Consider the following 12,492-nt stretch of genomic DNA (forward strand, 5'->3'; position numbering starts at 1 on the left):
GTAGGTCGTAGCGAGCCATAGTTTAATATGTTGTGGAAACAGACAGTTACTATAGCTCAGGCAATTAAGGGACACAGCCTAGACTGGCCCCCTGAATCTTCAGTCAACTGATATCACTTAAATAAGTGATAGTCTTAATACTGGTTTTTAGACTAGTCGTTGGAGTCAGGATGATTGACGTTTTAGGTCCGGAGAAGCGCAGACGGCGTACTGTCCAGGAAAAAATCGCCATTGTTCAGCAAAGTCTTGAGCCCGGTATGACCGTCTCGGTTGTCGCCCGCCATCATGGGGTGGCAGTAACGGCATGCGCGATATCAACTTTTTTGCCTGGACTGTCTCAAGCGCGTCCCGAAGGATTCCAGCTTCCATCGTTTTGCGTCCCAGCATTTGTTCAAGTTGTTTGATTTTTTCTCAAGGGCTTTTACCTCGGAGATGCTGACCACTGATCTTACCCAGCAATAGTGGACACGCGACTAAGTGAGTAAACTCTCAAGCAAGAGGTGACTCACATGACAAAACCAGCATCAACCACCAAAAAACCACGCAAGCAACATACACCTGAATTCCGCGACGAAGCCCTGAAACTAGCTGAACGCATTGGTGTGGCCGCAGCCGCCCGCGAACTCAGCCTTTATGAGTCGCAAATTTACACCTGGCGTAGCAAGCGGCAGCAACAGGCAACGTCCTCTGAACGTGAGAGCGAACTCGCCGCTGAGAATGCCCGCCTCAAACGCCAACTGGCTGAACGGGATGAGGAACTGGCCATTCTTCAAAAGGCCGCGACATACATCGCCAAGCGCCTGAAATGAAGTATGTCTTCATCGAAAAACATCAGGCTGAGTTCAGTATCAAAGCCATGTGCCGTGTACTTCAGGTTGCCCGTAGCGGCTGGTACATCTGGCATCAGCGTCGTCATCAGATAAACCGGCGTCAGCAGTTTCGCCTTGTCTGTGATAACGTCGTCCGGGAGGCATTCAGTGACGCAAAACAGCGCTATGGTGCGCCACGCCTGACGGATGAGCTTCGTGCTCAAGGACTGGTGTATAACATAAAAACCGTAGCGGCCAGCCTGCGTCGGCAGGGACTGCGGGCGAAAGCCTCCCGCCGGTTCAGCCCGGTCAGTTACCGTGAGCATGGTCTGCCAGTATCAGAGAATCTGCTGAAGCGGGACTTTTACGCCAGCGGCCCGAATTAGAAGTGGGTGGGTGACATCACGTATCTTCGCACCGGTGAAGGCTGGCTGTATCTGGCGGTGGTGATTGACCTGTGGTCGCGGTCAGTCATTGGCTGCGGATGACAGCACAGCTTGCCTGCGATGCGTTACAGATGGCGTTGTGGCGGCGTAAACGTCCGGAAAATGTCATCGTTCATACAGACAGAGGAGGTCAGTACTGTTCAACGGATTATCAGAGCTTACTGAAACGCCATAATCTGCAGGGCAGTATGAGTGCCAGAGGCTATTGTTACGACAATGCATGTGCGGAAAGCTTCTTCCACACGCTGAAGGTGGAATGTATCCACGGAGAGGACTTTGCCAGCCGGGAAATAATGCGGACAGCGGTGTTTAATTATATCGAGTGCGGTTACAATCGGTGGCGTCGTCACAGTGCCTGTGGCTGCCTTAGCCCGGAGCAATTTGAAAACCAGAACCTCACTTAGGGCCGTGTCCACATTACGCGGGTAGGATCAAAGGTCTTTTTGCCGTTGTGCGTCTGTACCTTGTTTTTTTCCTGCCGGGCAAACACAATGAGATTTTTTACATCCTTTATGTCAACGTGCATTTTTTAAAAAAAATCAGTTGCTTCGAACGTAAATCTGATTATCGCCCCACGGATTTCCCCTTGTACCCGTAATGCGCCACTGGATGTGATGACGCCTTTTTCAATTAAAAACGGGTTCCCACCCCGGCGCGGTTGCCGGTTTTCAATACCGGTTCTGAATGATAACACGGATGAATTGGCCAGGGGAGACCTAAGGCATCAAAGAGTACCCGTGAACCGTATGAATTCTCATAATAGAAAACATCCTTGCCACATTTATTGCAAGTGGCATTGGGCACCATGAACGACGTGAAAGAGTCAAATTTATTCGTGGTTACTTTATGTTTTGGTGTTTTTTTATAGTCATGAGACTCGTATTTTGAAGCATGCTCTTCATCAACGGTGAGGGGAACAATGCGTCCTCTCATTTTTCTGAATATTGTGACGCTCATTTTTCTGGCCTCCCTTGGCAAAAATTACTGCGGTAGTGGTCGTGATGAGGTGACAACTGTTGCCGGCCACTTCCGGTATGCTCCGAACTGGATGGAGGAAGTATAGCGTTTTGCAATGTGGTTTCGGTAAAACGCCTCTAAGACCGAATGAAGACATTATGCTTGATGCCGTCAAACCCTTCGTTGTGCTACGAACATTAAAGCAACGTAATCAGACAGCAGGCCGCCGCGGCCGACCTGGTAAAGATACACCGGTGAAAAGAACCTTGCCGTTACTTGACTCCGGTTTTGTCCGTCGGCTGCGTGATCATCTTGCCACCTTTACCCGTTATGTCACCAAGCCGGTATGGGAGATCTCCGATGACACAGCACGAAACTGGTTAAAAGACGCCCTGGGTCATGCACAACGTAACGGTATGCATTTCTCCATTGAGAACATCACGCCACATACGTTTCGGCACAGTTTTGCCATGCATTTGCTCTATAACCGGGTACATCCGAAGATCCTACAATCGTTCATGGGGCACCGTGACTATAAAAGTACCGAGATCTATACCCGGGTTTTTGCACTGGACGTTGCCGGTCAGCTGGGCGTGCGCTTCGAGATGACCCCGGAACATGCGTTACAGTTGTTAAACCGTGACTGCCCACGCCGTAAATGAACTGACCCCATAAACCTGGACGGTTATTATCACAGATACAAATTATATTGCCTGGGCCCGGTATTCCATCGGGCTCAGGGCCTTTAACTTCATTTTTATCCGTTCATGGTTGTAATAGTGGATATACCTGTCCACCGCTTTCCTGAGTTCTGCCACGCTGCTGTACTTCCTCAGGTAAAAACATTCCGATTTCAGCGTGCCGAAGAAGCTTTCCGCCACGGCATTATCCAGACAGTTTCCTTTCCGTGACATGCTCTGCGTCAGGCCGTGCGCTTTTAGCTGTGCCTGCCAGCTTTGCATCTGGTATTGCCAGCCCTGGTCCGGATGTAACACCGGTGTCTCCCCTGGGCTCAGTGTCATCACCGCCTTCTCCAGCATCCTACTGACCATGTTCATCACCGGGCGCGCCGACATCACATGCGAGATAACTTCTCCGTTAAACAGGTCTATAATCGGCGACAGATACAGTTTCTGTCCGCCCATAGCGAACTCTGTAACGTCCGTCACCCACTTTTCGTTTGGCCGTGTGGCGGTAAAGTCCCGCTGCAGAACATTGGGGGCGATTTTCCCCGTATTCCCCTTCCAGGAACGGTATTTCTTTGCCCGGATCACTGCCTTCAGGGACTGTTCTCCCATTAGCCGCTGCACAGTTTTGTGATTCACACGTTCATGCTCTCTGGCCAGTACTGCTGTGATCCGCCGGTAGCCGTAACAGCCATGATGACGATAGTATATCTGGCTGATTTTTCGCTTTATGTCTGCGTGTTTATCCGGCCGGTTGCGGACTGCCTGATGGTAATACCAGGTACTGCGGGCCATACCAGATGCAGCCAGCAGGTCCCGCAGGGCATGAATCGCCCTCAGCTCATGGATTATTTCTGCTTTTTCTTTTGCTGAGCCAGGGCTTTTAGCTTTTTTAGGTAATCGACCTCCGCCCGAAGATATCTCAGTTCTGCCAGCAACTCGTCATGCGTGAGCTCCTCAGCAGGTTTTGCCGTGCTCACCGGCGGCTGTGTCGCCTGTCCGGAGATGTTTTTTATTTTCACGTGGTGTCGTTTCCTCTTCTGCAGTCCGGATTTACCAGCAGCTTCATAAGCATCAAACCAGCGTTTTATCACTTTATTATCGGAGATATAGAACCGGACTGCCGCCTCCCGAAAAGAGAGATGTTCTTTCTGCAGAGTTTTCACTACGTTGAGTTTAAATTCCGGGTTGTAATCAGCAACTTTCCAGGTTATGCCGTCAATACCGTGTAGCTGCCAGGAGGCGACCCAGTGGCTGACGGTAGATTTGTGGAGTCCAAAATGCGCTGCGGTCCTGGTCATTCCGCCCTGGCCGGAGAGGTAATACCTCACGACAGCAATGCGAAATTCCAGTGTGTAATTGGGTTTGCCCATAAAATGCACCTTACTCAGTTGGTGTCCAACTTTTGGGGTGCAGTTCAATTTGAGCGAGGGTTTACGGGGTAATCGCTAAAACCGCTGCTAAGCTCTAATTCAGCGCCTTTTCAAGGCAGCATTGATACAGCCTAAGCCTTATCTCAGCAGGGATCTTAAAAAACATGGGGTTAGCCTAAAACGACGATGCCCAAGCGTTCCATCAATTGCGACGCCTGGTAGCTGTCCAACTTAACGCCTTGTAGATCGATATTGCGTACGTCAAGCTCCCCTAACGCCGAATTGCTCAGATCGCAATGGGTAAAATTGGCGGAACGCCAGTCGAATGAAGTGAATTCTCCGCCGGAAAGATCGGAACCACTAAAGGTCGCACCCACAACTTGAGCGCCATTCCACCGGTTTTCCCACAGTTCGCACTTTTCTAGTACGACTTTCGAAAAATTAGCATAGCTAAGGTTACTTTTTATGATGTAGGCGCTGCAAAACCAGGTGCGGGGAGTGATCATGTTCATAAAACTGGCGCCGCGAAAATCGGCGCCCTGTGCCCGGCATTCACGGATTTCAATGCCCAGCGCATTGGCGTTGCTGAAGTCTGCCATGGATAAATCGCACTGTTTAAAACTGGCATCCTTAAGCTGCGCCCGACTGAAACGACAACCTTGTTGGCTCTCGCGATCGTAGAACTGACAGCCGATAAACTCACTGTCGGTCAGATCAACGCCGGAAAAATCACAGTTGCGGAAACTCGCATTTTCAATTCTGGCACCGGTAAATCGATCACGAGCAATTCTTTCGCCTTTTAGTATCAACGACATAGCATGACGCCTGTTTATTTATACACATTGCATCCCATTGTAGCCTTCCCTGCGTCTGAGAGTAAATCGACATAAAGTAACCCTGTATTTGCCACGGCCCACTAAAAATCTTGGGCGAGCTGCCACGCCAGGGGAAGCCGAAAACGTAACAGCCCGCAGGCCGCGCAAGATAGTAGCTGTATTGGCTTAGACTTTAGCTGGCCGTGTTGGGTGTTGGAAAGCAATTCAAACCTGACAGTCGACAACAGGCGAAGCGCGAACGTGGGGCCAAGGCACAAAACTCAGCGTTGTTACTGGGTTGATACTTTATTGGTTTTACCATAGTGAAAAAAATTCAAAAAACACAGCGTATTATATCCAACATAATAAATAAAAAAGATTATTATGTAGAAAAATCTGCTGCCAATATAGTTTCAATTTAAGTTTCCTATTAAAAAGAATAACAAGAAAACAAGACGCTCTCGATAAAGAGCGTCATATTAGTCAACGGCCTACGCACCTGGGCCACACCAGCCGACTTTTTCGTTGCAGAATCATAATAAATGGCAATTATGCCAAGTATAAAAAATGCTAATTTATTGCATTTCATATTATCCCTTGGCTGAAATAAGGTATGGCCCTAGACACCCGTAGATTCACGGGCGGCGGTGAGAATTAATTTCTTAAACCACTGAGACAAAAAGTATTATTGCTGCTTACATTCTGAATTAACTTGATGTCTGAAACTTGCAAAGTGTAAACCTTGGGCTATATTTATTTTTACATCTCAATCAATTAGCGTCACTTTACTTTCCAATGGGAAACTATCCTTCATTCTCAATACAGGGTTATGCTCCCTATATCACTAAAAGGCCAACAGATGAGACTCAAACCGATCGTCAAAAGCCTCGCTTTAGCGGGATTGCTGACAACCATAGCTATGCCTAGCTTGGCACAAGAAACGACAAAAGATGCAACAGCGGCGACAAAACAGGCAAATAATGCCCTGTATGAACAACTCCCCTTCTCCGATAACACCGATTTTACCAATGCCCACAAAGGCTTTATTGCGCCACTGCCGCAAGAAGTCATTAAAGGCGAAAAGGGCAACGTCATCTGGAACCCGCAACAATACGCATTTATTAAAGAGGGAGAAAAAGCCCCCGATACGGTCAACCCCAGCCTATGGCGGCAGTCGCAACTCATCAATATTAGCGGTTTGTTTGAAGTCACCGACGGGGTGTATCAAATTCGTAACCTTGACCTTTCCAATATGACCATTATTGAAGGGAAAGAAGGCATCACGGTAGTTGACCCATTGGTATCAGCCGAAACCGCCAAGGTCGGCATGGATCTGTATTATAAGAATCGCGGCAAGAAACCGGTGGTTGCGGTGATCTACACGCACAGTCACGTTGACCACTACGGTGGCGTACGCGGCGTGGTAGACGAAGCGGACGTCAAGAACGGCAAAGTGAAAATTTATGCGCCTGAAGGGTTTATGGATTCAGCCGTAGCCGAAAATATCATGGCGGGTAACGTAATGAGCCGCCGTGCAAGTTACATGTACGGCAACCTGCTCAAACCCGAGGCCAAGGGACAGGTCGGTGCCGGATTGGGTACCACGACCTCCGCCGGGACAGTGACCCTGATAGCACCTACGAACTACATTACCAAAACCGGTCAGAAGGAAGTAATCGACGGATTAACCTATGACTTTATGCTGGCCCCCGGTTCCGAAGCGCCGGCTGAAATGCTGTGGTATATCGAGGAGAAAAAGCTGATTGAAGCGGCAGAAGACGTCACGCATACGCTGCACAACACCTATTCTCTGCGCGGGGCAAAAATTCGTGAGCCGCTGCCTTGGTCAAAATACATCAACGATGCATTGCAGTTATGGGGTGATAAAGCCGAAATTATCATGGCGCAGCACCACTGGCCGACCTGGGGTAACGACAACGTTAAAAAACTGCTGAAAAGCCAGCGTGACCTGTATCGGTATATCAACGACCAAACGCTGCGTATGGCGAATAAAGGCCTGACGCGCGACGAAATCGCCGCCAACTTTACCCTGCCGCCAGCGCTTGCCACGGTCTGGGCGAACCGCGGCTATTACGGTTCGGTAAGTCACGACGTCAAGGCCACCTATGTGCTTTATCTCGGCTGGTTTGATGGTAACCCAGCCACGCTGGATGAACTGCCGCCTGAAGAAGCGGCGAAAAAATTCGTTGAGTACATGGGCGGCGCGGACAATATTCTGCAGAAAGCCAAGGCTGACTATGATCAGGGCAACTACCGTTGGGTTGCGCAGGTGGTCAGTAAAGTGGTCTTCGCCGATCCTAAAAACGAAGCGGCTCGCCACCTTGAGGCGGATGCGCTGGAACAGCTCGGCTATCAGGCAGAATCGGGCCCGTGGCGTAACTTCTACCTGACCGGCGCGCAAGAGCTGCGCAACGGCGTCAAGCAGTTGCCAACGCCAAATACTGCCAGTCCGGATACGGTACGCGCCATGACGCCGGAGATGTTCTTTGACTATTTAGGCGTGCATATTAACGGTGAAAAAGCCGCCAAGGCACATATCGTGCTGAACTTTGACTTTGGCGAGCAAGACGGTAAATACAAAATCGAATTGGAAAACGGCGTACTCAACCACACCGCCAACGCCGAAGCCAAGGAGGCCGATGCGACAATCACGCTTTCCCGTGACGCCTTGAACCGGATCGTTCTGAAAGAACATACGCTGAAGGAAGAGCAAGACAAAGGGGATGTAAAAATCACCGGCAATGCCGAGAAGCTAAACGAATTGTTGGGCTATATGGATAAGTTCGACTTCTGGTTTAATATCGTCACGCCGTAAACGTAACGCCCCGGTGACACCATCACCGGGGCGTTGGATTTACAGCCGTTTGCCGCTGACATCAGTGAGCGGCACAACAGCGGTTAATTACTTCTTCACCGCGACGTTGACGGTTTCAGCGGCTTGCCATACGCGGTATTTCACCTCCACGTCCTGCGGCACATAGACCACGATCGGCAGGCGACTGTTATAACGCTGCATGGCGGCATCGCCCAGATTTGCAGCCACAAACTGCCGATGCTTGCTGCCGTCCGGACAGGCCATCATGGTAGAGGCTGGCGCAGACAGCTTATCCAGCACCAGATAATCGTAACCCCAACCGGACAGAGTCTTGCTTTCCAGCTTGCCGCCCATCATATGTCGGTTGCAGTCCACTTCCAGCGTCTTGCCAATCAGCAGTTCCACTTTAAAGTTTTCTTCACGATCCTGCTTGGGCAGATAAATGACCTGTCGCGTCATACCCTTCTCTGCCTGCGGATAAGGCGCTACCTTTTCCAGCGGCTGTTGGCTGATATCATCGTTTTCGCTCGCAGAGGTCGCCGCTCCGGCAGTGGTTGCCATCAGCATGCCGGCAACCAGCAAAGAGATCTTTTTCATAAACTTTCCCTATGATTTTCCTAAAATCCGAACATACGTTAATACACTCCCCCGACACATTCCAATGGTTTAATCTTCTTTACATAATGTTGTCGATGATTTTTGCAACCAACATAAGAATAAAAATCAGCATAAAAAACGGACCAGCAACGCAAAGTGACGTATTAAGGTTTTCTTAAGACAGCATTATTACAGTTGTTCATCCCTGTTATCTCGCGAGCGCCCTCTGTGAAGCCACAAAAATTGGCACAATCATTGTTAAATCAAACCTCAACAACACCGCATATTAAGACAACTGCCATTTACTCTTTGCCGTCTTCCTTTTACCGTTGGCAGGTTTTTGGTTTGCTGGTCAGTGGGTTGCTGTTCATGTGGCTTTCACGCAACGAACAGCTGGACTGGGCAATCAGCAATCACTGGTACGACGCCGCCAGCAGGCATTTCCCGTGGCAAAACAATTTTTGGCTCGATTTAATCAATCATCGACTGCTGAAAATCGGCGTGATCGGCACGGCAGTGGCCAGCTTGCTGTGGGCGGTTTATCAGCGGCATGCGCGTTTAGCGTTCTGCATGTTGCTGCTGGGCCTCGGCCCACTGGTGGTGGGTGTTCTGAAGGCCGGCAGTGCGCACTCCTGTCCATGGGACTTGCTGGAATACGGCGGCCAGGCGATGTCCTATCCCCTACTTGGCACGATACCGGCCCACCCGGGTCCGGGACGGTGTTTCCCGGGTGGGCATGCCTCCAGCGGATTTGCGGTGATGGCAGTGTTCTTTCTGTTTTATCCGCTACGGCCGCGCATCGCCTATGCCTGGTGGTTTGGCGGCATCACGCTCGGCATGCTGATGGGCTTTGGCCAGGTGATGCGCGGCGCACATTTCTTTTCCCATAACCTGTGGGCAGGTTGGTGGGTTTGGTTCAGCCAGCTGGCTGTTTATTGGTGGGTTAGCGGCTACTTAAGCCGCAAGACGAGGTAACTATAATGGAGCAGTTGAATTATCTTCTTTTCGCCTGGATTAACGCGACCCCGGCCTCGCCAGAATGGGCGATCGATCTCGCCACCTTTCTGGCTCGCGATCTGATCGCCATCGTCCCGCTGCTGATTGCCGGACTGTGGTTATGGGGGCCACAAAACGCGCTGGTTTCACAACGTGCAGTGGTGTCGAAGACGACAATTGCTCTCGGTTTTTCCCTGGTGGCCTCGGCCGCCATCGGCATGCTGTTGCCGCACGAACGGCCATTTGTTGCCGGCATCGGTTATACCTTTCTGCAACATGCCCCCGACAGTTCCTTCCCCAGCGATCACGGCACCGCTATTTTCACCTTTGCCATTGCATTTTTGTGCTGGCATCGCATGTGGTCCGGCATCTTGCTGATGGTTGTCGCAGCAGGCATTGCCTGGTCACGCGTCTATCTTGGCGTGCACTGGCCGCTGGATATGGTGGGCGGGTTGTTGCTGGGTATGGTTGGCTGCCTGTTCGCGCAACTGGTGTGGAATCTGTTTGGCGACCTGATTGCCGCCAAACTGGAACGTCTGTATCGCTTCCTGTTTGCCTTCCCGATCCGCAAAGGCTGGGTAAAAGAGTAATCACCTGCGGGGCGTTACCGCCCCGTTATTTAAACTACCCCGGTGGTCACACAGAACGCCCGGCTTTCGCCAGCGGCAAGCATCAGCAGGCTCCCGGCGCGTTCCGCCGCCAGATACCCCTCAGGCCGACAGGTTGCCGGTAAAACAAACGCGGCAACCTTCTGATCCGCATTATGCAAAATCCAGCGTGTGGCATAATTGAACTGCGCGGTGGAAAAGCGTGTCACGAACCGGTGCCCCTGCGGCGCAAGCATGAAAAACTCGGCCTGATCGACGTACTGCGACAACCTATCGGCAAAAAACACGATTTCCGGATCGTAATGCTGCGGCTCGCTCAATTCGCATATCCCATGACCACGCTCGGCCAGACGCTGGGTAAACGCCAACCATGACGGCGTCGGCTTAACGTGCGCCGGGATGCTTTCGCGCAGTTGCAGCACCGAACCGGGTAAATTTTGCCTAAATGTCGCGCCCGCCACATAGGTATAATTCATATGACACATATATTGTAGCGGCATAGGCATCCCGGCCAGGTTGGTGACCTGCATTTCGATATCGAACTGCGCGCTGCCCGCCGTCAACCTCACCGCCGGCTGCGCTCGGTAACGGTGGCCGAACCCTTTGACATATTCTACGCTGCCGCTTACCGCCAACCGATCGCCCTCCAGCTCCAGCCAGGCAGCATCCATAACCGCACACGGCATTTCGCCATGCAGTGGATGACTATCATCCGGCGACGGACAGCCGTTGCTCAACAGGCCTGAATGGAAGGCAAAGCAACCATAGGTATCGACAATGTTGTCACCTGGCCGCGGCTGGCTAAACATCTGCTCCATTTTTAAATCATGGCCGTCGAACTGCGCGTCCCAGATCATCTGGCCATAGTACGGCAGCACCGTCAGATGGCCGCGGCCATTCGCCAGCGTTAAGCCGGCAATACCACTAGGATAGCGAAACGCCGTTACGCAGAATGATGCACAGCGGTATATCTCACGCGGTGCGGGACCGAACAACTCAGGAAATAAATGTATTTTCGCTTTCATCCGCATTCTCCTTATGATTGTTCGGTGGCCACGCTATGCGAAGCCTGGCGTTTCTGATGGCGAAGCTCTCCCCAAAAATAGAACCCGACATAGGCAAAGCACAGCAGCGAGACCACAAACGCCTGTTGCATCGAGCCAAGACGGTCGGAAACATAACCCTGCAATGCCGGGACAAACGCCGCACCGACGATCGACATGACAATGATCGCCCCGGCCACTTCGGTATATTTGTTTTCTACCGTTGCCAGGGTGCCGGCATAAATGGTCGCCCAGCAGGGGCCGAACAGCACGCTGACCAACACCGCAGCGTAAACAGCGGTAAAGTTCGGCACCAGCGCTACGTAGGCCAGCGTAACCAGGCCCAGCAATGCGTAGACAATCAGCACTTTTTCGGCTTTAAAGCGGGTCATCAGGAAGTTGGCAATAAACTTGCCGATAAAGAAGCAGATAAAACTGTAAATCATAAAGTTGGAGGCATCACGTTCATTGGTCGCCCCAAGATTCAACGCCAAACGGATGGTAAACGACCACACGGCAACCTGCATGCCGACATATAAAAACTGTGCGGCAATGCCTTTACGAAAGCGTGCATTGCCCGCCAGGTATTTCAGCGTTTCTCCCAACGCCGGCGCGGTGGCCTGCTCGCCGTGCGCATCTTGCGGCTTGCAGCGCGGGTAACGGGTCAGCAGGAACAGCAGCATCACTACCACCAGCACAATAATCAGATACTTATACGGTTCCAGCGTATGTTCCAGCATCGACAGACGGAACTGATGGACCTGTTCCGGTGACATGCCGACCATCTGAGCTTCCAGGCTGTCCCCTTCCTGGAATACCAGGTATTTGCCCAGTACGATGCCCATCAGCGCCCCCAGCGGGTAAAACGTCTGGCTGACGTTCAACCGCAGCGTAGCGTAATCCCGGTGGCCAATCATTGAACTGTAAGTGTTGGCAGCGGTTTCCAAAAAGCTCAAGCCAATGGCAATGGCGAAAATCGCCGCCAGAAACATGGTATAGGTCGCCATATGCGAAGCGGGATAAAACAGCATACAGCCGACGATATACAGCGTCAGGCCGATCAGAATTGCCGCTTTGTAGCTGCTCTTTTTAATCACCAACGATGCCGGAATGGCGATCAGAAAATAACCGCCATAAAACGCGCTCTGTACCAGCGCACTGGCAAAATCGCTCAGCGCAAACACGCTCTTGAACTGGGTAATCAGAATGTCGTTCAGGCTGGCGGCACACCCCCACAATGGGAACAGACAGGACAACAGGATAAATTGAAACAGCGGCGTCTTGTTCAGATAACCGTCTGCTTGCTGCACGATGGTCTGGCGCATT

General features: G+C 51.3%; 13 protein-coding genes and 3 pseudogenes. 9 read left to right on the top strand and 7 right to left on the bottom strand.

The features are described from left to right. Positions 1-170: 170 nt before the first annotated feature. Positions 171-293, top strand: a pseudogene (locus tag NYE85_RS19380) (transposase); the annotation flags it as partial. On the opposite strand, the pseudogene NYE85_RS22835 reads toward NYE85_RS19380, so the two are convergent. Further along, positions 290-443: pseudogene (locus tag NYE85_RS22835) on the bottom strand (IS3 family transposase); the annotation flags it as partial. The pseudogenes NYE85_RS19380 and NYE85_RS22835 sit on opposite strands and share 4 nt — an antisense overlap. A gap of 66 nt (positions 444-509) precedes the next feature. On the opposite strand from NYE85_RS22835, the gene NYE85_RS22840 reads away from it, so the two are divergent. From NYE85_RS22840 to NYE85_RS22855, 4 genes and pseudogenes are all read left to right on the top strand, one after another. After that, positions 510-809 (top strand): transposase, encoded by a 300-nt coding sequence (locus tag NYE85_RS22840; protein WP_405050692.1) that lies wholly within the window; start codon positions 510-512, stop codon positions 807-809. Between the two features lie 47 nt (positions 810-856). Then, positions 857-1,195, top strand: coding sequence for an IS3 family transposase (locus NYE85_RS22845; protein WP_405050697.1), 339 nt, complete (start codon positions 857-859; stop codon positions 1,193-1,195). 60 nt (positions 1,196-1,255) lie between these two features. After that, a pseudogene (locus NYE85_RS22850) lies at positions 1,256-1,404 on the top strand (DDE-type integrase/transposase/recombinase); the annotation flags it as partial. A gap of 39 nt (positions 1,405-1,443) precedes the next feature. Continuing rightward, a complete protein-coding gene (locus NYE85_RS22855; RefSeq protein WP_405050698.1) occupies positions 1,444-1,659 on the top strand; it encodes an IS3 family transposase in 216 nt (71 codons plus the stop codon). 226 nt (positions 1,660-1,885) lie between these two features. Here the strand turns inward: NYE85_RS22855 and NYE85_RS19390 are convergent, their stop codons facing one another. Beyond that, positions 1,886-2,212, bottom strand: coding sequence for a hypothetical protein (locus NYE85_RS19390; RefSeq protein ID WP_259006383.1), 327 nt, complete (start codon positions 2,210-2,212; stop codon positions 1,886-1,888). A 158-nt stretch (positions 2,213-2,370) separates the two neighbouring features. Between NYE85_RS19390 and NYE85_RS19395 the strand changes: the two genes are divergently transcribed. Then, positions 2,371-2,874, top strand: coding sequence for a site-specific integrase (locus NYE85_RS19395; protein ID WP_259006384.1), 504 nt, complete (start codon positions 2,371-2,373; stop codon positions 2,872-2,874). 42 nt (positions 2,875-2,916) lie between these two features. On the opposite strand, the gene NYE85_RS19400 is transcribed toward NYE85_RS19395, so the two are convergent. Both NYE85_RS19400 and NYE85_RS19405 read right to left on the bottom strand, forming a co-directional pair. Continuing rightward, positions 2,917-4,271 (bottom strand): IS3 family transposase gene (locus tag NYE85_RS19400; RefSeq protein ID WP_259006385.1). Its coding sequence is split into 2 segments (ribosomal slippage): positions 2,917-3,773 and positions 3,773-4,271, totalling 1,356 coding nucleotides; the frame shifts between segments, so codons are not numbered across the junction. A gap of 170 nt (positions 4,272-4,441) precedes the next feature. Further along, positions 4,442-5,086, bottom strand: a complete 645-nt coding sequence (locus NYE85_RS19405) for a Qnr family pentapeptide repeat protein (RefSeq protein WP_259006386.1) — start codon at positions 5,084-5,086, stop codon at positions 4,442-4,444. A gap of 859 nt (positions 5,087-5,945) precedes the next feature. On the opposite strand from NYE85_RS19405, the gene NYE85_RS19410 reads away from it, so the two are divergent. After that, a complete protein-coding gene (locus NYE85_RS19410) occupies positions 5,946-7,922 on the top strand; it encodes an alkyl/aryl-sulfatase (RefSeq protein WP_259006387.1) in 1,977 nt (658 codons plus the stop codon). Between the two features lie 87 nt (positions 7,923-8,009). Here the strand turns inward: NYE85_RS19410 and eco are convergent, their stop codons facing one another. Beyond that, positions 8,010-8,519: a serine protease inhibitor ecotin gene (gene eco / locus NYE85_RS19415; RefSeq protein ID WP_259006388.1), complete on the bottom strand. Its 510-nt coding sequence runs from the start codon at positions 8,517-8,519 to the stop codon at positions 8,010-8,012. Between the two features lie 210 nt (positions 8,520-8,729). On the opposite strand from eco, the gene NYE85_RS19420 reads away from it, so the two are divergent. Then, positions 8,730-9,494 carry a phosphatase PAP2 family protein gene (locus NYE85_RS19420; protein WP_405050699.1) on the top strand — a complete coding sequence of 255 codons (765 nt, stop codon included), beginning with the start codon at positions 8,730-8,732 and terminating at the stop codon, positions 9,492-9,494. 5 nt (positions 9,495-9,499) lie between these two features. Next, entirely contained in the window at positions 9,500-10,105 is a 606-nt protein-coding gene (ybjG, locus tag NYE85_RS19425) for an undecaprenyl-diphosphate phosphatase (RefSeq protein WP_259006390.1), read from the top strand. A gap of 29 nt (positions 10,106-10,134) precedes the next feature. Here the strand turns inward: ybjG and NYE85_RS19430 are convergent, their stop codons facing one another. Further along, positions 10,135-11,148: an aldose 1-epimerase family protein gene (locus NYE85_RS19430; protein ID WP_259006391.1), complete on the bottom strand. Its 1,014-nt coding sequence runs from the start codon at positions 11,146-11,148 to the stop codon at positions 10,135-10,137. 11 nt (positions 11,149-11,159) lie between these two features. Further along, positions 11,160-12,491 (bottom strand): L-fucose:H+ symporter permease, encoded by a 1,332-nt coding sequence (fucP, locus tag NYE85_RS19435; protein WP_259006392.1) that lies wholly within the window; start codon positions 12,489-12,491, stop codon positions 11,160-11,162. Position 12,492: the final 1 nt, after the last annotated feature.

The sequence above is a fragment of the Serratia sp. AKBS12 genome, assembly GCF_024793895.1.
In the GTDB taxonomy this organism is placed as follows: domain Bacteria; phylum Pseudomonadota; class Gammaproteobacteria; order Enterobacterales; family Enterobacteriaceae; genus Serratia_F.

Bases quoted from the DNA above. Each gene is read 5' to 3' on its own strand.
- NYE85_RS22845 (WP_405050697.1), top strand. From the start codon at position 857: ATGTGCCGTGTACTTCAGGTTGCCCGTAGCGGCTGGTACATCTGGCAT.
- eco (WP_259006388.1), bottom strand. From the start codon at position 8,519: ATGAAAAAGATCTCTTTGCTGGTTGCCGGCATGCTGATGGCAACCACT.
- NYE85_RS19395 (WP_259006384.1), top strand. From the start codon at position 2,371: ATGCTTGATGCCGTCAAACCCTTCGTTGTGCTACGAACATTAAAGCAA.
- fucP (WP_259006392.1), bottom strand. From the start codon at position 12,491: ATGCGCCAGACCATCGTGCAGCAAGCAGACGGTTATCTGAACAAGACG.
- NYE85_RS22840 (WP_405050692.1), top strand. From the start codon at position 510: ATGACAAAACCAGCATCAACCACCAAAAAACCACGCAAGCAACATACA.
- NYE85_RS19430 (WP_259006391.1), bottom strand. From the start codon at position 11,148: ATGAAAGCGAAAATACATTTATTTCCTGAGTTGTTCGGTCCCGCACCG.
- NYE85_RS19405 (WP_259006386.1), bottom strand. From the start codon at position 5,086: ATGTCGTTGATACTAAAAGGCGAAAGAATTGCTCGTGATCGATTTACC.
- NYE85_RS19410 (WP_259006387.1), top strand. From the start codon at position 5,946: ATGAGACTCAAACCGATCGTCAAAAGCCTCGCTTTAGCGGGATTGCTG.
- NYE85_RS22855 (WP_405050698.1), top strand. From the start codon at position 1,444: ATGAGTGCCAGAGGCTATTGTTACGACAATGCATGTGCGGAAAGCTTC.
- ybjG (WP_259006390.1), top strand. From the start codon at position 9,500: ATGGAGCAGTTGAATTATCTTCTTTTCGCCTGGATTAACGCGACCCCG.
- NYE85_RS19390 (WP_259006383.1), bottom strand. From the start codon at position 2,212: ATGAGCGTCACAATATTCAGAAAAATGAGAGGACGCATTGTTCCCCTC.